Origin of the sequence: Mycobacterium sp. OAE908 (assembly GCF_017872775.1) — a bacterium.
Lineage (GTDB): Bacteria > Actinomycetota > Actinomycetes > Mycobacteriales > Mycobacteriaceae > Mycobacterium.
In genome coordinates, this window is record NZ_JAGGJL010000001.1 from 4,932,910 (window position 1) to 4,953,603 (window position 20,694).

The window sequence follows — 20,694 nt, forward strand, 5'->3', positions numbered from 1 at the left end:
AGTCAGGATACCTGACTACTATACGAACGGTGGACGCCGAAACCAGTTGGCGGGTAATCGAACGGGAGCGCCTCAGCCTGGCCGACCTGCTCGAGGGGCTCACCGAGGACCAATGGAACTCGCCGTCGTTATGCGACGGGTGGCGGGTCAGGGACGTCACCGCCCACGTCGCCCTTGCCCCCCAGCCGCCGAGCCCATTGACCATGGTGGTCGAAGCCGTGCGCGCCGGGGGCCGGTTCCACAAGCTCAACCACGACGTATCGGTGCGCCACGCCGAGCAACCGGGCGTCGACCTGGTCGCCGAGTTGCGTGAGCATGCCGCGTCGCGGCGGCTGCCACCAGGGACCAACTACCGCAACATCGTGTTCGACATCCTGGTGCACGGCCAGGACATCGCGATTCCGCTCGGACTCGCGCGCGACATGCCGCTGGAAGCAGCCCGCGCCGGAACCGAGCGGGTGTGGACGATGGGGTGGCCGTTCGGCGCAAAGCGCGACCTCAAGCAGTTCCGTTACGTCGCAACCGATATCGACTGGTCCGCGGGCGAGGGCCCCGAAATCACCGGACCCATTTCCGCGCTCCTGCTGGTGCTGACCGGGCGGCAGGCGGGGCTACGGCAACTGTCCGGCCCGGGGGTCGAAGCGCTGACCGCGCACGTCAGACCGTAGCCACACCGCGGCGTACCAGCGAAAGCACCACCGCCGCGGTGGCGAACAATCCGGAGAACACCCGGTTCAGAATCGTTTGCTTGCGCGGCGTCTGCAGCCACTTCAGCAGTCGTACCGACAGGCCGGTGTAGAGGCCCATGACGACGAGGTCGACCGCGACCATCGTCACGCCGACGGCGAGATATTGCGGCAGCAGCGGTTGCGTCGGCACCACGAACTGGGGCAGCACCGCGAGAAAGAACACCAAACCCTTTGGGTTGGTGGCGTTGACGAGAAATCCGCGTACCAGCAGCGCGACGCGGCCGCCGTCCATCGCCTTGCTGACCTGCTCGCGGAGATCGATGGTCGCTGTACGCCATTGGCGCACAGCCAGATACACCAGATACGCCACGCCGATCCATTTGATGATGTTGAACGCCAGGATCGAATTGGCAACCGCGGCACCGAGCCCGATCGCTACGAGCGCGAGTTGCAGCATCAGCCCGACCTCGAGCCCGAGGATGCTCCAGTAGCCGCGCCGCACCCCGTGCGTAAGGCCGGTCGCCATCGATTGAATGGCACCCGCGCCAGGAGACACGCTGATCGCGATCGCCGCGCCAAAAAACGTCAGCCAGACTTCCCACGCCATGAGGTCAGTCTGTCAGCGTGGTCAAGCGATATCGGCGACGAAGATCGCGACGTTTTTCGCCTGCACTCGAGCCATGAACGGCAGCCCCTCGGCGCTGCTGCCCGCCGGGACGATCCGCGGATTTGTCAGATGCACTTCTTTGCGGACGAAGCGCAGGTCGGCCTCGCCCGCGGCCAGCACGTTCTTCACCCAGTCCGTCTTCCCGTGGCCAAGGGCAATCGCCACCTGGTTGCCCTTGCGGAACGCGGTGACGACGGTTTCATACTGTTTGCCCGACTTGCGGCCACGGTGGGCGATGGTCGACATTCCCGGCAGAAACTTCGCGATCGGCTTGATGATCGGGTTGAAGTACTTGACCTGGAAGTTCTCCACGGCGACCGGAAACACCATCGGCACACCCGGCGCGTTATTGGGATGGTCTTTACGAGATGCAGCGGCCATGACGATGAATGTAGCCGTCATCGGTAATGGATTTTTGTTCGGATAGCCCGATCAGGGACAATCGAGTCGATGACCCCGATCAGGATGACCCGCATCGACCTGCGCAACCGCGCCCTCGGCGCGGCGCAGCTGCGTGCCGCGTTGCCACGCGGCGGCGTTGACGTGGACGCGGTGGTGCCTACCGTGCGCCCGATCGTCGACGCGGTCGCCGAGCGGGGCGCAGAGGCCGCCCTCGACTACGGCCAATCCTTCGACGGCGTTCGGCCCGCAACTGTGCGGGTACCGGCGAGCGAGCTGGACGGCGCACTGGCCGCACTCGACGCAGATGTGCGCGCGGCGTTGCAGGTGGCCATCGACCGGACCCGCGCCGTGCACGCCGACCAACGGCGCACCGACACCACGACCACCCTCGCGCCCGGCGCGACGGTCACCGAACGCTGGGTGCCCGTGGAGCGCGTCGGCCTCTACGTGCCGGGCGGCAACGCCGTCTACCCGTCGAGTGTGGTGATGAACGTGGTGCCCGCCCAGATCGCGGGCGTTGACTCGCTGGTGATCGCCAGCCCGCCGCAGGCCGAGTTCGGCGGCTTGCCGCATCCGACCATCCTGGCCGCCGCCAAGCTGCTGGGTGTCGACGAAGTGTGGGCGGTTGGCGGTGCGCAGTCCATCGCGCTGCTGGCATACGGCGGCACCGACACCGACGGTGCCGAGCTCGCGCCCGTCGACATGATCACCGGACCGGGCAACATCTACGTCACCGCCGCCAAGCGGATCTGCCGTTCGCAGGTCGGCATCGACGCGGAAGCCGGGCCGACGGAGATCGCGATCCTCGCCGACCACACCGCAGACCCCGCGCACGTCGCAGCGGACTTGATCAGCCAGGCCGAACACGACGAGATGGCAGCCAGCGTGCTCGTCACCGACAGCGTGACGCTGGCCGACGCGACCGACCGCGAGCTGGCCAACCAGCTGGAGACGACTGTGCACCGCGAGCGAGTGACCACAGCGCTGACCGGCAAGCAGTCGGCGATCGTCCTCGTTGACGACATCAACGCCGGGGTGCGCACGGTCAACGCGTACGCCGCCGAACACCTGGAGATCCAGACGGACGAAGCACGCGAAGTGGCCAACCGAATCCGTTCGGCGGGAGCGATTTTCGTCGGAGCGTATTCGCCGGTCAGCCTCGGCGACTACTGCGCCGGCTCCAACCACGTGCTACCCACTGCCGGCTGCGCACGGCACTCGAGCGGCTTGTCCGTGCAGACCTTCCTCAAGGGCATCCACGTCGTCGACTATGACGAGGCTGCGCTGAAGGATGTGTCCGGCTACGTCATCACCTTGTCCCAGGCCGAAAACTTGCCGGCACATGGCGAAGCGGTGCGGCGGAGGTTCGAAAGGTGACGGTAGGCAAGAAGGTGACGCTTGCCGACCTGCCGCTGCGTGAGGACCTGCGCGGCAAATCGCCTTACGGCGCACCCCAATTGGACGTTCCGGTGCGGCTCAACACCAACGAGAACCCGCATCCACCCACCCAGGCCCTGATCGACGACGTGACGGCTTCGGTGCAGGCGGTCGCAGGCGATCTGCACCGCTATCCCGACCGTGATGCGGTGGCCTTGCGTACTGACCTGGCCGCCTACCTGAGCGCGCAGACGGGTACCGACCTGAGCGTCGAGAACCTCTGGGCGGCAAACGGTTCCAATGAGATTCTGCAGCAGCTGTTGCAGGCGTTCGGCGGACCGGGCCGCAGCGCGATCGGCTTCGTGCCGTCGTATTCGATGCATCCGATCATTTCGGACGGCACGCAGACGGCATGGCTGGTGGCGAACCGCGCCGAGGACTTCGGCCTCGACGTGGAGGTGGCTGTTGCCGCCATACACGAACACAGCCCCGACATCGTGTTCGTTGCCAGCCCGAATAACCCGTCCGGACAAAGCGTTCCGCTGGACGAGCTGAGTCGGCTGCTCGACGCTCTGTCGTCTCAGCCCAAGGGCATCCTGATCCTGGACGAGGCCTACGGCGAGTTCTCCTCGCAGCCGAGTGCGGTCAAGCTCATCGACGAGTATCCGACCAAGCTGGTCGTCACGCGCACGATGAGCAAGGCGTTCGCGTTCGCCGGCGGCAGGCTCGGTTATCTGATCGCCGCGCCTGCAGTCATCGACGCGATGCTGCTGGTGCGCCTGCCGTACCACCTGTCGTCGGTCACCCAGGCGGCCGCTCGCGCCGCGCTGCGCCACGCCGACGACACGCTGGGTAGCGTCGCGAAGTTGATCGCCGAGCGCGATCGCGTCACAGAAGCCTTGACCGACATGGGTTTCCGGGTCATTCCCAGCGACGCCAACTTCGTGCTGTTCGGCGAGTTCGCCGACGCGCCCGCGACCTGGCAGCGCTACCTCGACGCCGGCATCCTGATACGCGACGTCGGCATTCCCGGATACTTGCGCGCCACCACAGGGCTGGCCGAGGAGAACGATGCGCTGCTCAAGGCGAGCGCCGAAATAGGAGCACAGTGACCGAGCCACGTCGCGCGAGAATCGAGCGCAAGACCAAGGAATCCGACATCGTCGTCGAGCTGAACCTCGATGGCACCGGCATCGTCGACATCGACACCGGCGTGCCGTTCTTCGACCACATGCTGACCTCGCTGGGCAGCCACGCCAGCTTCGACCTGAGCGTGCAGGCCAAGGGCGACATCGAGATCGAGGGCCACCACACCATCGAGGACACCGCGATCGTGCTTGGTCAGGCGCTCGGTCAGGCGCTCGGCGACAAGAAGGGCATCCGCCGGTTCGGCGACGCGTGGATCCCGATGGACGAGACGCTCGCGCACGCGGCCGTCGATGTATCGGGGCGGCCGTATTTCGTGCACACCGGCGAGCCGGAGTTCATGGTGGAGTTCACGATCGCCGGTTCGGCCGCGCCGTACCACACCGTGGTCAACCGGCACGTCTTCGAATCGCTGGCGTTCAACGCCCGCATCGCGTTGCACGTACGCACGCTTTACGGTCGCGACCCGCACCACATCACCGAAGCGCAGTACAAGGCCGTGGCCCGCGCGCTGCGCCAGGCCGTCGAGTACGACCCCCGGGTCAGCGGTGTGCCCTCGACCAAAGGCACGCTGTGACAAAGAAAGTCGTCGTGCTCGACTACGGCTCGGGCAATCTGCGCTCGGCGCAGCGGGCGCTGCAGCGGGTAGGCGCCGACGTCGAGGTCACTGCCGACGTCGACGCGGCGATGACCGCCGACGGACTGATGGTGCCGGGCGTCGGCGCGTTCGAGGCGTGCATGACGGGGCTGCGAAAGATCAGCGGGGACAAGATCATCGCCGACCGCGTCGCGGCAGGCCGACCGGTGCTCGGTGTCTGCGTCGGGATGCAGATCCTGTTCGCGCGCGGGGTGGAGTTCGGCCAGCAGACCACCGGCTGCGGGCAGTGGCCGGGCGCCGTTGTGCGACTGGACGCCCCGGTCATTCCGCACATGGGCTGGAACGTCGTCGACGCGCCTGCGGGATCGACCCTGTTCAAGGGCATCGGCTCCACCACCCGGTTCTACTTCGTGCACTCCTATGCCGCCCAGCAGTGGGAGGGCGACCAAGACGCGCTATTGACCTGGGCCACCCACACCGTGCCGTTCCTCGCCGCCGTCGAGGACGGACCCCTGTCCGCCACGCAGTTTCACCCGGAGAAGAGCGGCGACGCCGGAGCCGAATTGCTGACCAACTGGGTCGGAGCACTAGGTTGAGCCCGTGTCTTTGATTCTGTTGCCCGCTGTCGACGTCGTTGACGGCAAGGCTGTCCGCTTGGTGCAGGGCCAGGCAGGCAGCGAGACCGACTACGGCTCGGCGCTGGATGCCGCCATGACATGGCAGCGCGACGGCGCCGAATGGATTCACCTCGTCGACCTCGACGCCGCGTTCGGCCGCGGCTCCAACCGCGACCTGCTGGCCGAAGTGGTCGGCAAGCTCGACGTCGCCGTCGAACTGTCGGGCGGCATCCGTGACGACGATTCGCTGACCGCGGCGCTGGCCACCGGATGTGCCCGCGTCAATCTCGGCACCGCGGCGCTGGAGAACCCGCAGTGGTGCGCCAAGGTCGTCGCCGAACACGGCGAGAAGGTCGCCGTCGGCCTGGACGTCAAAATCGTTGACGGCGAGCACCGACTCCGTGGCCGCGGTTGGGAAACCGACGGCGGCGACCTCTGGGATGTGCTGGAACGCCTTGATCGCGAAGGATGTTCGCGATTCGTCGTCACCGATGTCACCAAGGACGGCACGCTCAACGGTCCCAACCTCGAACTGCTCAGCAAGGTCACCGAGCGCACCGACGCGCCGGTGATCGCCTCCGGCGGAGTCTCCAGCCTGGACGACCTTCGCGCCATCGCCACCCTGGTCGACCGCGGCGTAGAAGGTGCGATCGTCGGAAAGGCGCTGTACGCCGGACGATTCACGCTGCCGCAGGCGCTGGCCGCGGTAGCGCAGTAGGCCGCCGATGGCACTGGACGACACCGACCTCGACGCACTGGTGTACGAGGCCGCCGCCATCCTCGATGCCGCAGCCGTGCCGTTCATCGACGGCCACCGTGCCGACTCCGCGGTGCAGAAGAAAGGCAACGACTTCGCCACCGAGGTCGACCTGGCGATCGAGCGGCAGGTGGTCGAGGCGCTGACCACCAAGACCGGCATCGAGGTGCACGGCGAAGAATTCGGCGGCGCCGACGTCGATTCTCCGCTGGTGTGGGTGCTCGACCCGATCGACGGCACATTCAACTACGCCGCGGGCTCACCGATGGCGGCAATCCTGCTCGGCCTGGTCCGCGACGGCGAACCCGTCGCCGGGTTGACCTGGGTGCCGTTCACCGGCGAGCGGTTCACCGCAGTCGTCGGTAAACCGCTGCGCAGTAGCGGCATCGAGCAGCCACGGCTGCAGCCGTCGAAGCTGTCTGACTCCATCGTGGGACTCAGCACCTTCAACATCGACTCCCGTGGCCGGGTACCGGGCCGTTACCGGCTCGCAGTGATCGAGAATCTGAGCCGATCGTGCTCGCGAATGCGGATGCATGGTGCGACGGGCATCGATCTCGCCTACACGGCGGCCGGAATCCTGGGCGGCGCAATAAGTTTCGGAGCCCATGTGTGGGATCACGCGGCCGGCGTCGCGCTGGTGCGTTCAGCGGGGGGCGTGGTCACCGACCTCGACGGCAGCGCGTGGACCACGAAATCACGTTCGGCGGTCGTCGGGGCGCCTGGCGTGCACGGCGAGCTCCTCGAGATCCTGAATTCCGCCGGTGATCCGGGGAGTTACTGATGGATCCCAAAGACCTTGCGGTGCGGATCATCCCGTGCCTGGATGTTGACGACGGCCGGGTGGTCAAGGGTGTCAACTTCCAAAACCTGCGTGACGCAGGCGATCCCGTCGAACTGGCTGCCCGCTACGACAAGGAGGGCGCCGACGAGCTGACCTTCCTCGACGTTACCGCGTCCTCGGCAGGCAGGGCGACGATGTTGGAGGTCGTCAAGCACACCGCCGAGCAGGTGTTCATCCCGCTCACTGTGGGAGGCGGTGTGCGCTCGGTAGAAGACGTCGATGCGCTGCTGCGGGCCGGAGCGGACAAGGTGTCGGTCAACACCGCGGCGATCGCCCGCCCCGAACTGCTCGGCGAGCTGTCGCGCCAGTTCGGCTCCCAATGCATCGTGCTTTCCGTCGACGCGCGCACCGTGCCGGAAGGCGAGCCGCCGACCGCATCGGGCTGGGAGGTCACCACGCACGGCGGCAGGCGAGGCACCGGCATCGACGCGATCGAATGGGCCACACGTGGCGCCGAACTCGGCGTGGGGGAGATCCTGCTCAACTCGATGGACTTCGACGGCACCAAGGCCGGTTTCGACCTGAAGATGCTGCGGGCCGTCCGTGGCGCGGTATCGGTTCCGGTGATCGCCAGCGGCGGCGCGGGTGCGGTGGAACATTTCGCGCCCGCGGTTGTTGCAGGAGCCGACGCCGTGCTGGCCGCCAGCGTGTTCCACTTCGGGGAGTTGACCATCGGCCAGGTGAAGGCGGCGATGGCATCGGAAGGGATCGTGGTGAGGTGACGCTGGATGCAGGCATCGCGTCGCGGCTGAAACGAGACGCAAACGGGTTGTTCACCGCGGTGGTGCAGGAACGCGGTACCGGTCAGGTGCTGATGGTGGCGTGGATGGACGACGAAGCGCTGGCCCACACACTCGAAACCAGAAGGGCCACTTACTATTCGCGTTCGCGGCAGCAGCAGTGGGTGAAGGGCGAGACGTCGGGTCACACTCAGCACGTGCATTCGGTGCGGCTGGACTGTGACGGCGACACCGTCCTGCTCGAGGTCGATCAGGTCGGCGCCGCATGCCACACCGGCGATCACACGTGCTTCGACGCCGACGTCCTGCTCAGTCCGGAGGATTAGGCGCGCTCCGCTGGCGTGGCCAAAATGCGTCGGCACCGCAGATAGACGACCCCGATGGTGATCAGGGTCAGCCCCAAGAACACGCCTCCCGCCGCGGACAACGGTTGCTGCAATTGCGGCCCGCGACGCACGCCAGGGACGAGGAGGACCGCGGCCAACAGTCCCGACGACAGCACGCCACAGACAAGGCACGCCGAGCCCCAACCGACAAGTCCGGCTCGAAACTTTGCGACGAACTTTTCGTGTCTGCCATTGAACGTGCGGAAGCCGGCGATGAGCGTGCGGCCAATCCAGCCATCCCGGACCTTTCGCGTCAGGGTCGGCGCGCCTGCTGCCTCCAATAGGAAACACCCGCCAAGCGCCGCGCAGGCCAACGCGTTTACGGCGTCTTCCGCGTCGGTGGACATCGCGACGATGTGGCGCACCACGACGAGCCACACCACGGCGGCGAAGACCCCGATCTCTCCGACCAAGTGCAACGCCTTCATCGTCGGCGATCCACTTCTCGACACGCTCAGCCCCTTCCTGTTCGGTTCGCTGGCGAAGTGTAAAACGCCGATCGCGCCTAACGTTCGTTACCGCTCGACATTTGGCGATCTTCTCGTCAACGGGCTCACGTTCGGCCGAGACGCCACACTGTGACGATGCCTCGCTTCGCTGATCGGATCACCCTCGTCACTGGCGCCAGTTCTGGAATCGGTCGCGCCACGGCGCTCAAACTCGCGGGAGAGGGCGCTGCCGTTGCACTCGTCGCCCTGCCGGGTGACGACCTCGACGAGGCGGCGGCCGTATGCCGCGATACCGGGTCGTCCGCGCTCGCCATCGCGGCCGATGTCGCAGACGCACGCCAGGTGGCCGCCGCGTTCGATCGCGCCGAGACGCTCGGTCCCGTCGACGCGGTCTTCAGCAACGCTGGCATTTCGATCGTCGGCCCCGCGATCTCGCTCTCCGACGACGACTGGCTGCGGCAGCTTCACATCAACCTCTCGGGCAGCTTCTACGTGGTGCGCGAGGCCGCGCGACGGATGATTCCGCGGGGCGGCGGCGCCATCGTCGTCACCGGCTCTGAACTCGGAATCCTCGGTCAGCAAGGCTACGTCGGCTACACCGCGACCAAGGGTGGCGTGCTGGCGATGACGCGCGCTTTCGCCGCAGAACTCGCCGGATACGGTATTCGCGTCAACAGTATTTCGCCGGGCACCACCGAAACCCCCATGCTGACAGCCGAATTCGAAGCCTCGCCCGACCCGGCCCGAGAGCGCGCCGAGAACGAGTCGACCATCCCGCTGGGCCGTTTCGGTCAGGCCGGGGACATCGCGGCGGCCGTCGCATTCCTGCTGTCGGACGAGGCCGGCTACATCACGGGAGCCAACCTGGTGGTCGACGGCGGCCGCACATCGTGTTTCACCATCGGCACGCTTGGCGGTTAGACGTCGATGCGGGTGGCCTTCGTGCGGGCCATCCACCTGCCCTCGTCGAAACGGACCTCGATGGGATGTGAGAACGCCGCGGTGACATTCTCGGTCGTCACCGTCTCCCGTGCCGGCCCTGCCGCGACCGTGCGGCCTTCGGCGATGAGCAGCGCATGGGTCGTGGTGGTCGGCAGCTCCTCGAGATGGTGGGTCACCAGGATCGAGGCAACCTCCGGGTGCGTCTCGTCAAGCGTGTCGATGGTTTCCAGTAGCTGCTCGCGAGCTGCCAGGTCGAGACCGGTGGTGGGTTCGTCGAGCAGCAGCAGCTTCGGATCCGAAATCAGCGCTCGCGCAATGAGAGTGCGGCCGCGCTCACCCTGAGACAGGGTTGGCCAGACGTCGTCGGCTCTGCGCGACAGGCCGACGGTGGCGATCATGTCGTCGGCGCGGCGCAGTTCGTCGGCGCTCGGCGTCCACCGGTTCGGCAGGTCGATCGTCGCGGTGATGCCGGTGAGCACCACGTCGCGCACAGTCAGCGCGTATTGCAGACGGTGTCGCGGGTTCACATGGCCGATCGAATGCCGCAGCTGTGCCAGGTCGACGCGGCCCATCTGCGCGCCGAGGATGCGCACGCTGCCCGACGTGGGGAACATGACCGCTGCGCAGAAGCCGAGCAGTGTGCTCTTGCCCGCACCGTTGGGACCCAACAGTGCCCAGTGCTCACCCGCGTGCACCGTCAGCGAGATGCCGTCGATGATCTGCTTGCCGTCGCGGCGAAACGTCACGTCCACGAGTTCCAGGACCGGCGTCACGACTCGCACGCTACTAGGCCCGCGGGGGCACGCCTATCGCCAGAACTGCTGCGTCGTCTTCGACACCCTCGCCCAGCCCCTCCAGAACCGAACGTAGTGCGTTGACGATCGTCGCGGCCGAGGCGGGGGAATGGGCCGAAGCCAACTCGAGCAATGCATCGTCACCGAGACGCTGACTGGCAACTCCGGTGCGTGCTTCCGTAAGACCGTCGGTGTAGAGCACAAGCGTGTCGCCGGCGGTGAGACGGATGTGGGTCGAGGTGAAACGCGGAGCCGAGGAGATGCCAACGGCTTGACCGCCAACGAGGTCCACGAAATGTGCGGCGCCGTCGGCGCTGAGTAGAAGGGCAGGTGGATGCCCACCATTCGCGAGGTGGACGTCGAACCCATCCTCGCATCGAGTCAGCACTCCGAAAATCACAGTGCAGAACCGCATGGAGCGGCTGAGCACTTCCTGGTGGAACACCGTGTCGAGGTTGTGCAACACCGTCACTGGGTCGCCGTCGATGACCGCGGCCGCGCGCAGCGTGTATCGGGTCAGCGATGTGAGCGCCGCGGCATTGGCGCCCTTGCCACAGACGTCACCGATGAAGAACCCCGATCTGTCGTGCGGCAGTGCGAACAAGTCGTAGAAGTCGCCACCCACCTCGTCGGGCGAGGCGGCGTGGAAGTAGGCGCGCGCCTCTAGACCTTCGGATGGCGATAACGTCGGCGGCAGCAGTGAGCGCTGCAACGTCCGCGCCAGTACTTGAGTCCTCGCTCGCTCGAGTTCGGCCTCGCGTTGCGCTTCGAGCAGTTCGCGCTCATAAGAGCGACGATCGCTGGCGTCTTGAACGACAATCCGCAGTAGCTCGATGTGTCCGTCAGCGTCTGCCTTGACGTTGGCGGTGAAGAAGACAGGCAGCCGTGTGCCGATCGAAGTAACCAAATCCACTGTGATACCAGATATTTCGCCGTTCATCTGCAGCAACGGTTCAAAATGTGTCTCGTAATGGATGCGGCTGCCCGCGGTGAGCAGATCGGTGAAGGGCTTACCGGTCAGTGCATCCGGCTCGTAACCCAGCCATCGTGACAGCGTCGTATTGACCGCAATTATCCGGCGATCGGCACCCGCGGATATGTATCCGCATGGTGAGTTCTCGTAGAGGTCGGCAATATTCACGGGGCACCGGCGAAGGCCACTATGGCCCTGGCGGTGACTTCCGGGGCGCTTAGGTGCGGACAGTGGCCTGTGGTGTTCAGCGTGACGAGTTCGCTGCCTTCGATGTGCCGGTGCACGTAGGCCCCGACTTCCCGTGGGGCAATGGCATCCTGTTCACATTCGATCACCAGCGCAGGCACCGTAACGCGGCTCAGATCGCCCCGGTTGTCGGAGAGAAATGTCGCGTGCGCGAACACACGGGCGCATTCGGGGTCGGTCCGGCAAAAACTGTCGGTGAGTTCGTCTGCGAGCTCGGGGTGTTCGGGTGCGCCCATGATCACCGGCGCCATGGCACGGGACCAACCGAGGTAATTGCTCTCCAGCGATTCAAGAAGTTCGTCGATGTCACTGCGTGAGAAGCCGCCATGGTAGTCGCCGTCATCGATGTAACACGGCGACGGGGTCAAGAGCACCAGCTTTGCGAACCGACTCGGATCTGCGGCCACCGCAAGCACTCCCATCATCGCTGCCACGGAGTGCCCGACGAACGTCACATCGCGTAGGTCGAGCTCGGACAAGATCTCGAGAATGTCGTCAGCGTATTGCTGAAGAGATCCGTATCGCTCCGCGTCCCAGGCGGCCGGCTCGGCGGCGCCTGACCCGACATGATCGAAGAGCACAACCCGGAAGTTGGGAACAAGTTCGGGTACGACAAGTCGCCACAGCTGTTGGTCGCAGCCGAATCCGTGGGCCAGCACGATTGTCGGCGCATCGTCGGACCCGACGATGTTGACGTTGTTGCGGCTGCGGGCTGCCATCACGCCGATTGCCGCTGCCTCAACACCTCCAGCGCCTTGTCGGCATGGGACTCGAAGCCGAACTCACTGGCGATCACGTCGAGCACAGTGCGGTCGGTGTCGATCACGAAGGTGGTCCGCTTGACGGGCATGAACTTGCCGAGCAGGCCGCGCTTGACGCCGAACTGGGTGGCGACGGTGCCTTCGGTGTCCGAGAGCAGCGGATAGTCGAAGTTCTGCTTGTCGGCGAACTTCGCCTGCTTCTCGACCGCATCGGCGCTGATCCCGACGCGGCTGGCGCCGACGGCTGCGAACTCCGATGCCAGGTCACGGAAGTGACAGGCCTCCTTGGTGCAACCCGGCGTCATCGCCGCGGGGTAGAAGAACAGTACGATCGGGCCGTCGGCGAGCAACTCGGTGAGGCTTCGTACGGTGCCTGTCTGATCCGGCAGTTCGAAATCGGTTACCTGGTCACCCTGCTTGATGGTCATGGCCGTTCACGCTACGCCCAGCGGTGGCCCGGGCAAATATCGCTGCGACGAAAACCATTGGCGCCGTGCTTTGTTGTCGTGCCAGCCTCGTCGCGATGGTCAACCTCGAGGCGTTCGTATCCGACGGCTACGTCAAGCTCGAAGCGGCCGCGCCGCGGGCGGTCGCCGACGCTGCGCGCGCCGAACTGTGGAAGCAGCTGAATCTGTCGCCCGATGAACCCGACACATGGTCGGCGCCTGTGTTGTGGGCATCTGACCAGACGGGGGCCGGCCCGTTCGGCGTGCTCGCGCGCAGTCCTGCGTTGGCCGAGGCGCTGGACCGCATCTGCGGGACGGGCGGCTGGTTGCCACGCGGTGCGCTGGGCAATGTGCCCGTGCGGTTCCCGGTAGCGCCGTCAGACGATGACCGGGGCTGGCATATCGACGCCAACACACTGCAGCCAGACGGGTCGTGGGCGGTGACGGGACGACCGCACACGGTGCTGGTGCTGACACTGCTGTCCGAGGTCGGCCCCGACGACGCACCGACTCGGATTCGCATCGGTTCGCATCGCGACGTCGCCCTGGCGCTGTCCGACGAACCTGTCGCGCTGGCTGAGATGGGCCGCATCGTCGACGAGGCGAGCGCAACGCGCCCGGTGGCCTACGCGACGGGCGAGCCCGGCGACATGTACCTCCTGCACCCGTTCACGGCTCACGCCGCCGACGTGCACCGCGGCCGTATGCCCCGCTTCATGGCTCAGGCGCCCGTCATGCTGACCACCCCGTTGACGCCTGCGTCGTCTTCGGCGTTGGGATGCGTCTGGGAGGATTGACGCGTGCAAACCGCCGCCAATCTCGCGACCACCACCTCCCGCGAGGACTTCAGGGCGCTGGCTGCCGAGCATCGCGTGGTGCCGGTGACGCGCAAGGTGCTGGCCGACAGCGAGACCCCGCTCTCGGCGTACCGGAAGCTGGCCGCCAACCGGCCGGGGACCTTCTTGCTGGAGTCGGCCGAAAACGGTCGCTCATGGTCGCGATGGTCGTTCATCGGCGCGGGCGTGCCGTCGGCCCTGACGGTGCGCGACGGCGAGGCGGTATGGCTGGGCACGACACCGAACGACGCACCGCGCGGCGGCGACCCGCTGCAGGCCCTGCGCGCGACGCTGGAGCTGCTGAAGACCGAGCCGGTGCCCGGCCTGCCGCCGCTGTCGTCCGGCCTGGTCGGGTTCTTCGCCTACGACATGGTCCGGCGGTTGGAGCGGCTGCCGTCGCTGGCCGTCGACGACCTCGGGCTGCCGGACATGCTGCTGCTGCTGGCTACCGACATCGCCGCCGTCGATCACCACGAGGGCACCATCACGCTGATCGCCAACGCGGTGAATTGGAACGGCACGGACGAGCGCGTGGACTGGGCGTACGACGATGCGGTTAAGCGCCTGGACGTGATGACGGCCGCGCTGTCCGAACATCTGCCGTCGACGGTCGCGACGTTCAGCAGGCCCGAGCCGCTGCACCGCTCGCAGCGCACGGTCGAGGAGTACACGCGCATCGTCGAGAAGCTCGTCGGCGACATCGAGGCGGGCGAGGCGTTCCAGGTGGTGCCTTCGCAGCGATTCGAGATGGACACCGACGCGGATCCGCTCGACGTCTACCGGATGTTGCGGGTAAGCAACCCGAGCCCCTACATGTATCTGCTGAACGTCCCCAATGATGAAGGCGGACTGGACTTTTCGATCGTTGGCTCCAGCCCCGAGGCGCTGGTCACGGTGAAGGACGGTCGGGCCTCGACGCATCCGATCGCAGGCACGCGGTGGCGTGGTGCGACCGAGGAAGAGGACGCACTGCTCGAGAAGGAGCTGTTGCACGACGACAAGGAACGCGCCGAGCACCTGATGCTCGTCGATCTGGGGCGAAACGATCTGGGGCGGGTCTGCAGACCCGGCACGGTGCGTGTCGAGGACTACAGCCACATCGAGCGCTACAGCCACGTCATGCACATCGTGTCGACGGTGCACGGGGAGCTCGCGCCCGACAAGACGGCGTTGGACGCGGTGACGGCGTGCTTCCCGGCGGGCACGCTGTCCGGCGCACCGAAGGTGCGCGCGATGGAACTGATCGAAGAGGTCGAGAAGACCCGCCGCGGCCTGTACGGCGGGGTGCTCGGCTATCTGGACTTCGCGGGAAACGCCGACTTCGCGATCGCGATCCGCACGGCGTTGATGCGGGGCGGCACCGCGTACGTGCAGGCAGGCGGGGGAGTCGTGGCCGACTCCAACGGCCCGTACGAGTACACCGAGGCGGCGAACAAGGCCAAGGCGGTGCTGAACGCGATCGCCGCGGCCGAAACGCTGACCGAGCCGTGATCCGGCTGGCTCAGCTGCTGTTGCTGTCCTCCGCCGGGGCGCTGTGGGTGGCGTCGCGGATGGCGTGGGTCAATGTGCAGTCGTTCGACGGGCTCGGCCAGCCGAAAACCACGGCCCTGACCGGGGCTGCGTGGTCGACAGCGCTGGTGCCGCTCGCGGTGCTGTTGCTGGCGGCCGCGGTGGCTGCGCTGGCGGTGCGCGGCTGGCCGCTGCGGTTGTTCGCGGTGCTCGTCGCCGCGGCCAGCGCGCTGATGGCTTACCTGGCCATCGGCCTGTGGGTGATCCGCGACGTCGCGCCACGGGCCGCTCATCTCGCCGACGTGCCGATCACAAATCTGGTCAGCACTCAGCGCCACTACGGGGGCGCCATCGTCACGTTGGTGGCCGCGGTCGTGACGCTGTCGGCGGCGGTGCTGCTGGTGCGTTCCGCGGCCAGGGCCAAGCCCGAGGCTGCGCGTTACGAACGTCGCAGCGCGCAGGCGGAGGAGCAGGCCACCGCGCCGTCCGAGCGGGCCATCTGGGACGCCCTCGACGAGGGGCGAGACCCGACGGATCCGGACAACAAGGGTCGGTGATCGATCGTGCTGTGGTGGCGGCTACCCTTCGTGGAAGATCAAGCGCGCTCTATGGAAGGACTACGGCGGGTATGAGTTCGGCGACTGTGCTCGACTCCATCATCGAGGGAGTTCGCGCCGACGTAGCCGCCCGTGAGGCCGTCGTATCTCTCACCGAGATCAAGCAGATGGCCAAGGATGCACCGCCGCCGTTGGATGTACTGGCTGCACTGCGTGAACCGGGCATCGGCGTGATCGCGGAAGTGAAGCGCGCGAGCCCGTCCCGCGGGGAGCTGGCGACGATCTCCGATCCTGCCAAGCTCGCCAGCGCGTACGAGGACGGCGGGGCGCGCGTCATCAGCGTGCTGACCGAGCAGCGCCGGTTCAACGGCTCACTCGACGATCTCGACGCGGTGCGCGCAGCAGTGTCAATCCCGGTGTTGCGCAAGGACTTTATCGTCAGGCCGTATCAGATCCACGAAGCGCGCGCGCACGGCGCGGACATGCTGCTGCTGATCGTCGCGGCGCTGGAGCAGTCGGTGCTGGAGCCGATGCTTGACCGCACCGAATCGCTGGGAATGACGGCGCTTGTCGAGGTGCACACCGAGGAAGAGGCGGATCGCGCTCTGCAGGCGGGCGCGAAGGTCATCGGTGTCAACGCCCGCGACCTCAAGACGCTTGAGGTCGACCGTGATTGCTTCGCCCGGATTGCGCCGGGGCTGCCGAGCAACATCATTCGGATCGCGGAGTCCGGAATACGCGGCACTGCTGATCTGCTCGCTTACGCCGGTGCCGGCGCCGACGCGGTGCTCGTCGGCGAGGGGCTGGTCACCAGTGGCGATCCCCGCAGCGCCGTTGCCGATCTGGTCACCGCAGGCACGCATCCGTCGTGCCCCAAACCCGCGCGCTGACACGTGGCGGACCTCGCCGGCCCGGAGTTGCCGCGTTCCAGCGCTGCGGTAGCCGAACCGACTGTGCACGACCCCGATGCGCGTGGGCATTTCGGTGTCTACGGCGGGCGGTTTGTTCCCGAGGCGTTGATGACGGTGATCGAGGAGGTCACCGCCGCCTATGAAAAGGCCCGCGGCGACCAGGTTTTCCTCGATGAGTTGGACCGGCTGCAGCGCCACTACAGCGGCAGGCCGTCGCCGCTGTACGAGGCGTCCCGGTTGAGCGACCAGGCCGGGGGCGCGCGGATCTTCCTGAAGCGAGAAGACCTCAACCACACCGGATCTCACAAGATCAACAACGTGCTGGGGCAGGCCCTGCTGGCGCGCCAGATGGGCAAGACCCGAGTGATCGCCGAAACCGGTGCCGGACAGCACGGAGTGGCGACCGCGACGGCGTGCGCGCTGTTGGGTCTCGAGTGCGTGATCTACATGGGCGCGATCGACACCGCGCGACAGGCACTGAACGTGGCGCGGATGCGGCTGCTGGGTGCGACGGTCGTTTCCGTCGAAGCAGGCTCGAAGACGTTGAAGGACGCCATCAACGAAGCGTTCCGCGACTGGGTCACCAACGCGGACGACACCTACTACTGCTTCGGCACTGCGGCGGGCCCGCATCCGTTCCCGACCATGGTGCGTGACTTCCAGCGCGTCATCGGGTTGGAGGCGCGCGTGCAGATCGTCGAGCAGGCGGGGCGGTTGCCCGACGCGGTGACGGCATGTGTGGGTGGCGGGTCGAATGCGATCGGCATCTTCCACGCGTTCATCGACGATCCCGGCGTGCGGCTGATCGGCTACGAGGCGGCGGGCGACGGTGTCGAAACCGGGCGCCACGCCGCGACGTTCACCGGTGGCTCACCGGGGGCGTTCCAGGGCTCATTCTCGTATCTGCTGCAGGACGAAGACGGCCAGACGATCGAATCGCATTCGATCTCAGCAGGTTTGGACTATCCGGGCGTCGGGCCCGAGCATGCGTTTCTGAAGGACACCGGCCGCGCGGAGTATCGGCCGATCACCGACACCGAGGCGATGGACGCGTTCTCGGTGTTGTGCAAAACCGAGGGCATCATCCCGGCGATCGAGTCCGCGCACGCGGTGGCGGGTGCGTTGAAACTCGGCGTCGAGCTGGGCCGCGGGTCGATCATCCTGGTGAACCTGTCGGGCCGCGGTGACAAGGATGTCGAGACCGCCGCCAAGTGGTTCGGGCTTCTGGACGGTGCGTCATGAGCCGGCTTGCCTTGTTGTTTTCCGCATGTCGTGACGAGGGCCGCTCGGCGCTGATCGGATATCTGCCGACCGGCTTTCCCGATGTGCCGACGTCGATTACGGCGATGACAGCCATGGTCGAATCTGGCTGCGACATCATCGAAGTCGGGATCGCATACTCGGATCCGGGGATGGACGGGCCCGTGATCGCCGCGGCTACCGAGGCCGCGTTGCAGGGCGGGGTGCGGGTGCGCGACGCGCTGACGGCGGTGGAGGCGATCAGCAAGGCCGGCGGTCGCGCTGTGGTCATGACCTATTGGAATCCGGTGTTGCGTTGGGGCATAGATGCATTCGCGCGAGACCTGGCCTCTGCCGGCGGGCTCGGAATGATCACACCGGACTTGATTCCCGACGAGGCTTCGGAATGGATCGAGGTTTCCGAAGCCCGCGACCTGGATCGGATCTTTCTCGTCGCGCCGTCGTCGACACCGCAGCGATTGGCGGAGACGGCCAACGCGTCGCGCGGATTCGTCTATGCCGCTTCGACAATGGGCGTCACCGGCGCACGCGATGCGGTTTCGGTGGCGGCGCCCGAACTGGTGCGCCGGGTGAAGGCGGTTTCCGACATTCCGGTCGGCGTCGGTTTGGGGGTGCGGTCCCGTGAACAGGCGGCGGAGATCGGCGCCTACGCGGACGGTGTCATTGTGGGGTCGGCGTTGGTGTCGGCGTTGAAGGACGGTATCCCGGCGGTGCGGTCGTTGACCGAGGAACTCGCCGACGGTGTGCGGCAGAGGATTACTGCGTGACGACGACTTACCTGGCTTACATTCCGAGTCCGCCACAGGGCGTGTGGCATCTCGGTCCGATACCTATTCGGGCGTATGCGCTGTTCATCATCATCGGCATCGTGGTGGCGCTCGTGCTCGGCCAACGGCGGTGGGAAGCACGCGGTGGTCCGCGCGAGGGAGCCTGGTCCGACGAGGATCACGGCGCCGTCGTCTACGACATCGCGCTGTGGGCGGTGCCTTTCGGGCTGGTCGGTGGGCGGCTCTATCACGTCATCACCGACTGGCGAACTTATTTCGGCGAAGACGGGGCAGGTCTCGCTGGAGCCTTCCGGATCTGGGACGGCGGCCTAGGCATCTGGGGTGCAGTGGCGCTGGGCGGCGTCGGGGCGTGGATCGGTTGTCGGCACCGCGGCATTCCGTTGCCGGCATTCGCTGACGCGATCGCGCCGGGAATCATTCTGGCGCAGGCCATTGGGCGACTTGGCAATTACTTCAACCAGGAGTTGTTCGGCAGGCCGACGACGCTGCCGTGGGGCCTGGAGATCTACGAGCGGCGCGATGCCAGCGGTGCGCTGGACACGTTGAACGGTGTGTCGACGGGTCAGTTGCAGCAGGTGGTCCATCCGACGTTCTTGTACGAATTGCTCTGGAATCTCCTGGTTTTCGCGGCGCTGATCTACCTCGATCGCCGGTTCAAGATCGGCCACGGTCGGCTGTTCGCGATGTATGTGGCGGGCTACTGCATTGGTCGGTTCTGGATCGAGTTGATGCGCAGCGACGCCGCCTACATGCCTGTCGACGGCATTCGGGTGAACTCGTTCACGTCGACGTTCGTGTTCATCGGCGCGGTGGTGTACATCATGGTCGCGCCGAAAGGCCGCGAGGATCCTGCGTCGCTTGTCGGTAAGCCGAAGGTGGAGGACGACCTCGCGACGTTGGCCACGAAAGAGTTGACCGCCGTGGCCGCGACGACCGGGGTGGTGGCCGCCGCGAAGGCCGCTGGCGATGCCGAGGAGGAAGACGCCAAAGCCGCGGGCGACGTCGTGGATGCCACCGATGCTGAAGCGCTCGGCGCTGACGTCGCGGGCGTCCCCGCCGAGAGCGTGGAAGACGCCGAAGCGTTCGCCGCCGAAGGAGAAGAGGAAACCGAAGGGTCCGAAGCCGGCCTTGGCGCTGTCGAGGGTGACGAGGTGGCCGAGGCGGTGGACGCCGCGCCGGAGGTTCACGACGCCGAGGTGGAAGCGGCCGACGAGGCCGAAGCGATTGCGGATGAGGTGGCCGCCGAAGCCGAGGAAACCGAACAGCCAGAGGCCGGCCTTGGCGCGGTCGAGGGTGACGACGTGGTCGAGGCGGTGGAGGCTGCGCCGGAGGTTCACGACGTCGAGGCCGAAGAAGAGGCCGACGAGGCCGAAGAGCCGGTTGCGGCCGAAGAGCCAGAGGCCGGCCTTGGTGCGGTCGAGGGTGATGAGGTGGCCGAGGCGGTGCAGGCCGCGCCGGAGGTGCACGACGCCGAGGTAGCGGCTGCCGATGAGGCGGAAGCCGTCGCCGATGAAGTGACGGCTGAATCCGAGGAACCGCTGTCGGAGGTGGCGGCCGAAGCAGAAGATCTCGCGGAGGCCGTGGCGGATGCGCCGGACGAGGACATCGAGGCGGCTGCGGATTTCGAGGCGGCCGGGGAGCAAGCCGACGCCGTCGAGTCGGACGACCCCGAACCCGACGAGCCGGAGACCGAGGCCGCCGAAGCGGCGGTAGAAGAGGCTTCGGCCGAGCCCACCGAACAAGAGGCCGCCGAGGAAGCCGAAGCGGTAGATGATGAGGCCGATTCCGCCGCAGAGGACGAGCCCAAGACGGGCGTCCTCGAGGAGGCGAAGCTCGAACCCGAATCGGCCGATGAGGGTGAGCCGGCGGACGGAACGGGCGGGCGACTGAGCCGCTGGCTCCGCCGTAATCGTTGATCACAGCGGTTTATCCCCAAGCGCGAATTCATCCACAGGCTGGATCTTTCGTGTGGCGCGACGTCAGTTTGGCTGATTATTGT

The 20,694-nt window shown here is 66.5% G+C and carries 24 protein-coding genes; 17 read left to right on the forward strand and 7 right to left on the reverse strand.

The features are described 5' to 3' along the window. Positions 1-29 precede the first annotated feature (29 nt). Positions 30-668 carry a maleylpyruvate isomerase family mycothiol-dependent enzyme gene (locus tag J3E61_RS24340; protein ID WP_210085274.1) on the forward strand — a complete coding sequence of 213 codons (639 nt, stop codon included), beginning with the start codon at positions 30-32 and terminating at the stop codon, positions 666-668. Here J3E61_RS24340 and J3E61_RS24345 read toward each other — a convergent pair. Both J3E61_RS24345 and J3E61_RS24350 read right to left on the reverse strand, forming a co-directional pair. Next, positions 658-1,296, reverse strand: coding sequence for a LysE family transporter (locus J3E61_RS24345; RefSeq protein ID WP_192720552.1), 639 nt, complete (start codon positions 1,294-1,296; stop codon positions 658-660). The two genes, J3E61_RS24340 and J3E61_RS24345, sit on opposite strands and share 11 nt — an antisense overlap. A 21-nt stretch (positions 1,297-1,317) precedes the next feature. Further along, positions 1,318-1,737 carry a nitroreductase family deazaflavin-dependent oxidoreductase gene (locus J3E61_RS24350; RefSeq protein ID WP_210085275.1) on the reverse strand — a complete coding sequence of 140 codons (420 nt, stop codon included), beginning with the start codon at positions 1,735-1,737 and terminating at the stop codon, positions 1,318-1,320. A gap of 84 nt (positions 1,738-1,821) precedes the next feature. Between J3E61_RS24350 and hisD the strand changes: the two genes are divergently transcribed. Genes hisD through hisI form a run of 8 tightly spaced genes read left to right on the forward strand, consistent with a single transcriptional unit; the run spans position 1,822 to position 8,163 of the window. Further along, on the forward strand, positions 1,822-3,135 hold the full coding sequence (gene hisD, locus J3E61_RS24355) for a histidinol dehydrogenase (RefSeq protein ID WP_210085680.1): 1,314 nt from the start codon (positions 1,822-1,824) through the stop codon (positions 3,133-3,135). Next, positions 3,132-4,247, forward strand: a complete 1,116-nt coding sequence (locus J3E61_RS24360; protein ID WP_210085276.1) for a histidinol-phosphate transaminase — start codon at positions 3,132-3,134, stop codon at positions 4,245-4,247. Before hisD ends, J3E61_RS24360 begins: the two co-directional genes overlap by 4 nt. Continuing rightward, entirely contained in the window at positions 4,244-4,858 is a 615-nt protein-coding gene (gene hisB, locus J3E61_RS24365) for an imidazoleglycerol-phosphate dehydratase HisB (RefSeq protein WP_192720549.1), read from the forward strand. The genes J3E61_RS24360 and hisB overlap by 4 nt, the downstream gene beginning before the upstream one ends. Continuing rightward, complete coding sequence (gene hisH / locus J3E61_RS24370) at positions 4,855-5,475, forward strand: imidazole glycerol phosphate synthase subunit HisH (protein WP_192720548.1); 621 nt, start codon at positions 4,855-4,857, stop codon at positions 5,473-5,475. Before hisB ends, hisH begins: the two co-directional genes overlap by 4 nt. A gap of 4 nt (positions 5,476-5,479) precedes the next feature. Next, positions 5,480-6,214: a bifunctional 1-(5-phosphoribosyl)-5-((5-phosphoribosylamino)methylideneamino)imidazole-4-carboxamide isomerase/phosphoribosylanthranilate isomerase PriA gene (priA, locus tag J3E61_RS24375; RefSeq protein WP_192720547.1), complete on the forward strand. Its 735-nt coding sequence runs from the start codon at positions 5,480-5,482 to the stop codon at positions 6,212-6,214. Positions 6,215-6,221: 7 nt separating this feature from the next. Continuing rightward, complete coding sequence (locus J3E61_RS24380; RefSeq protein WP_192720546.1) at positions 6,222-7,037, forward strand: inositol monophosphatase; 816 nt, start codon at positions 6,222-6,224, stop codon at positions 7,035-7,037. Further along, positions 7,037-7,819, forward strand: a complete 783-nt coding sequence (gene hisF / locus J3E61_RS24385) for an imidazole glycerol phosphate synthase subunit HisF (protein WP_210085277.1) — start codon at positions 7,037-7,039, stop codon at positions 7,817-7,819. Before J3E61_RS24380 ends, hisF begins: the two co-directional genes overlap by 1 nt. Beyond that, on the forward strand, positions 7,816-8,163 hold the full coding sequence (gene hisI, locus J3E61_RS24390) for a phosphoribosyl-AMP cyclohydrolase (protein WP_210085278.1): 348 nt from the start codon (positions 7,816-7,818) through the stop codon (positions 8,161-8,163). Before hisF ends, hisI begins: the two co-directional genes overlap by 4 nt. Here hisI and J3E61_RS24395 read toward each other — a convergent pair. Continuing rightward, positions 8,160-8,675, reverse strand: a complete 516-nt coding sequence (locus tag J3E61_RS24395) for a hypothetical protein (protein ID WP_210085279.1) — start codon at positions 8,673-8,675, stop codon at positions 8,160-8,162. The two genes, hisI and J3E61_RS24395, sit on opposite strands and share 4 nt — an antisense overlap. Before the next feature lie 132 nt (positions 8,676-8,807). Between J3E61_RS24395 and J3E61_RS24400 the strand changes: the two genes are divergently transcribed. Beyond that, the gene (locus tag J3E61_RS24400) at positions 8,808-9,593 is read left to right on the forward strand and encodes an SDR family oxidoreductase (protein WP_210085280.1); all 786 of its coding nucleotides are present in this window, start codon (positions 8,808-8,810) and stop codon (positions 9,591-9,593) included. On the opposite strand, the gene J3E61_RS24405 is transcribed toward J3E61_RS24400, so the two are convergent. From J3E61_RS24405 to J3E61_RS24420, 4 genes are read right to left on the reverse strand one after another with little or no spacing between them, the layout of a single operon-like run. Further along, on the reverse strand, positions 9,590-10,387 hold the full coding sequence (locus tag J3E61_RS24405; protein ID WP_192720541.1) for an ATP-binding cassette domain-containing protein: 798 nt from the start codon (positions 10,385-10,387) through the stop codon (positions 9,590-9,592). The two genes, J3E61_RS24400 and J3E61_RS24405, sit on opposite strands and share 4 nt — an antisense overlap. A gap of 13 nt (positions 10,388-10,400) precedes the next feature. Continuing rightward, positions 10,401-11,549 (reverse strand): SpoIIE family protein phosphatase, encoded by a 1,149-nt coding sequence (locus J3E61_RS24410; protein ID WP_192720540.1) that lies wholly within the window; start codon positions 11,547-11,549, stop codon positions 10,401-10,403. Beyond that, positions 11,546-12,346, reverse strand: a complete 801-nt coding sequence (locus J3E61_RS24415) for an alpha/beta fold hydrolase (RefSeq protein ID WP_192720539.1) — start codon at positions 12,344-12,346, stop codon at positions 11,546-11,548. The genes J3E61_RS24410 and J3E61_RS24415 overlap by 4 nt, the downstream gene beginning before the upstream one ends. Then, positions 12,346-12,810 (reverse strand): redoxin domain-containing protein, encoded by a 465-nt coding sequence (locus tag J3E61_RS24420; RefSeq protein ID WP_192722336.1) that lies wholly within the window; start codon positions 12,808-12,810, stop codon positions 12,346-12,348. The genes J3E61_RS24415 and J3E61_RS24420 overlap by 1 nt, the downstream gene beginning before the upstream one ends. 101 nt (positions 12,811-12,911) lie before the next feature. Between J3E61_RS24420 and J3E61_RS24425 the strand changes: the two genes are divergently transcribed. The 7 genes from J3E61_RS24425 (at position 12,912) to J3E61_RS24455 (ending at position 20,611) form a co-directional block, all read left to right on the forward strand. Continuing rightward, the gene (locus J3E61_RS24425) at positions 12,912-13,631 is read left to right on the forward strand and encodes a mitomycin antibiotics/polyketide fumonisin biosynthesis protein (protein ID WP_210085281.1); all 720 of its coding nucleotides are present in this window, start codon (positions 12,912-12,914) and stop codon (positions 13,629-13,631) included. A 3-nt stretch (positions 13,632-13,634) separates the two neighbouring features. Then, complete coding sequence (locus J3E61_RS24430) at positions 13,635-15,161, forward strand: anthranilate synthase component I (RefSeq protein ID WP_210085282.1); 1,527 nt, start codon at positions 13,635-13,637, stop codon at positions 15,159-15,161. After that, complete coding sequence (locus tag J3E61_RS24435) at positions 15,158-15,736, forward strand: TIGR02234 family membrane protein (protein WP_210085283.1); 579 nt, start codon at positions 15,158-15,160, stop codon at positions 15,734-15,736. The genes J3E61_RS24430 and J3E61_RS24435 overlap by 4 nt, the downstream gene beginning before the upstream one ends. Positions 15,737-15,807: 71 nt before the next feature. Continuing rightward, on the forward strand, positions 15,808-16,626 hold the full coding sequence (gene trpC / locus J3E61_RS24440) for an indole-3-glycerol phosphate synthase TrpC (RefSeq protein ID WP_192720535.1): 819 nt from the start codon (positions 15,808-15,810) through the stop codon (positions 16,624-16,626). 3 nt (positions 16,627-16,629) lie between these two features. After that, positions 16,630-17,889 (forward strand): tryptophan synthase subunit beta, encoded by a 1,260-nt coding sequence (trpB, locus tag J3E61_RS24445; protein WP_192720534.1) that lies wholly within the window; start codon positions 16,630-16,632, stop codon positions 17,887-17,889. After that, positions 17,886-18,674, forward strand: a complete 789-nt coding sequence (locus J3E61_RS24450) for a tryptophan synthase subunit alpha (RefSeq protein WP_210085284.1) — start codon at positions 17,886-17,888, stop codon at positions 18,672-18,674. The genes trpB and J3E61_RS24450 overlap by 4 nt, the downstream gene beginning before the upstream one ends. Then, positions 18,671-20,611 carry a prolipoprotein diacylglyceryl transferase gene (locus J3E61_RS24455; protein WP_210085285.1) on the forward strand — a complete coding sequence of 647 codons (1,941 nt, stop codon included), beginning with the start codon at positions 18,671-18,673 and terminating at the stop codon, positions 20,609-20,611. The genes J3E61_RS24450 and J3E61_RS24455 overlap by 4 nt, the downstream gene beginning before the upstream one ends. Positions 20,612-20,694 lie beyond the last annotated feature (83 nt).

Bases quoted from the DNA above. Each gene is read 5' to 3' on its own strand.
- J3E61_RS24345 (WP_192720552.1), bottom strand. From the start codon at position 1,296: ATGGCGTGGGAAGTCTGGCTGACGTTTTTTGGCGCGGCGATCGCGATC.
- J3E61_RS24350 (WP_210085275.1), bottom strand. From the start codon at position 1,737: ATGGCCGCTGCATCTCGTAAAGACCATCCCAATAACGCGCCGGGTGTG.
- hisD (WP_210085680.1), top strand. From the start codon at position 1,822: ATGACCCGCATCGACCTGCGCAACCGCGCCCTCGGCGCGGCGCAGCTG.
- J3E61_RS24380 (WP_192720546.1), top strand. From the start codon at position 6,222: ATGGCACTGGACGACACCGACCTCGACGCACTGGTGTACGAGGCCGCC.
- hisF (WP_210085277.1), top strand. From the start codon at position 7,037: ATGGATCCCAAAGACCTTGCGGTGCGGATCATCCCGTGCCTGGATGTT.
- J3E61_RS24400 (WP_210085280.1), top strand. From the start codon at position 8,808: ATGCCTCGCTTCGCTGATCGGATCACCCTCGTCACTGGCGCCAGTTCT.
- J3E61_RS24415 (WP_192720539.1), bottom strand. From the start codon at position 12,346: ATGGCAGCCCGCAGCCGCAACAACGTCAACATCGTCGGGTCCGACGAT.
- J3E61_RS24425 (WP_210085281.1), top strand. From the start codon at position 12,912: ATGGTCAACCTCGAGGCGTTCGTATCCGACGGCTACGTCAAGCTCGAA.
- trpC (WP_192720535.1), top strand. From the start codon at position 15,808: ATGAGTTCGGCGACTGTGCTCGACTCCATCATCGAGGGAGTTCGCGCC.
- J3E61_RS24450 (WP_210085284.1), top strand. From the start codon at position 17,886: ATGAGCCGGCTTGCCTTGTTGTTTTCCGCATGTCGTGACGAGGGCCGC.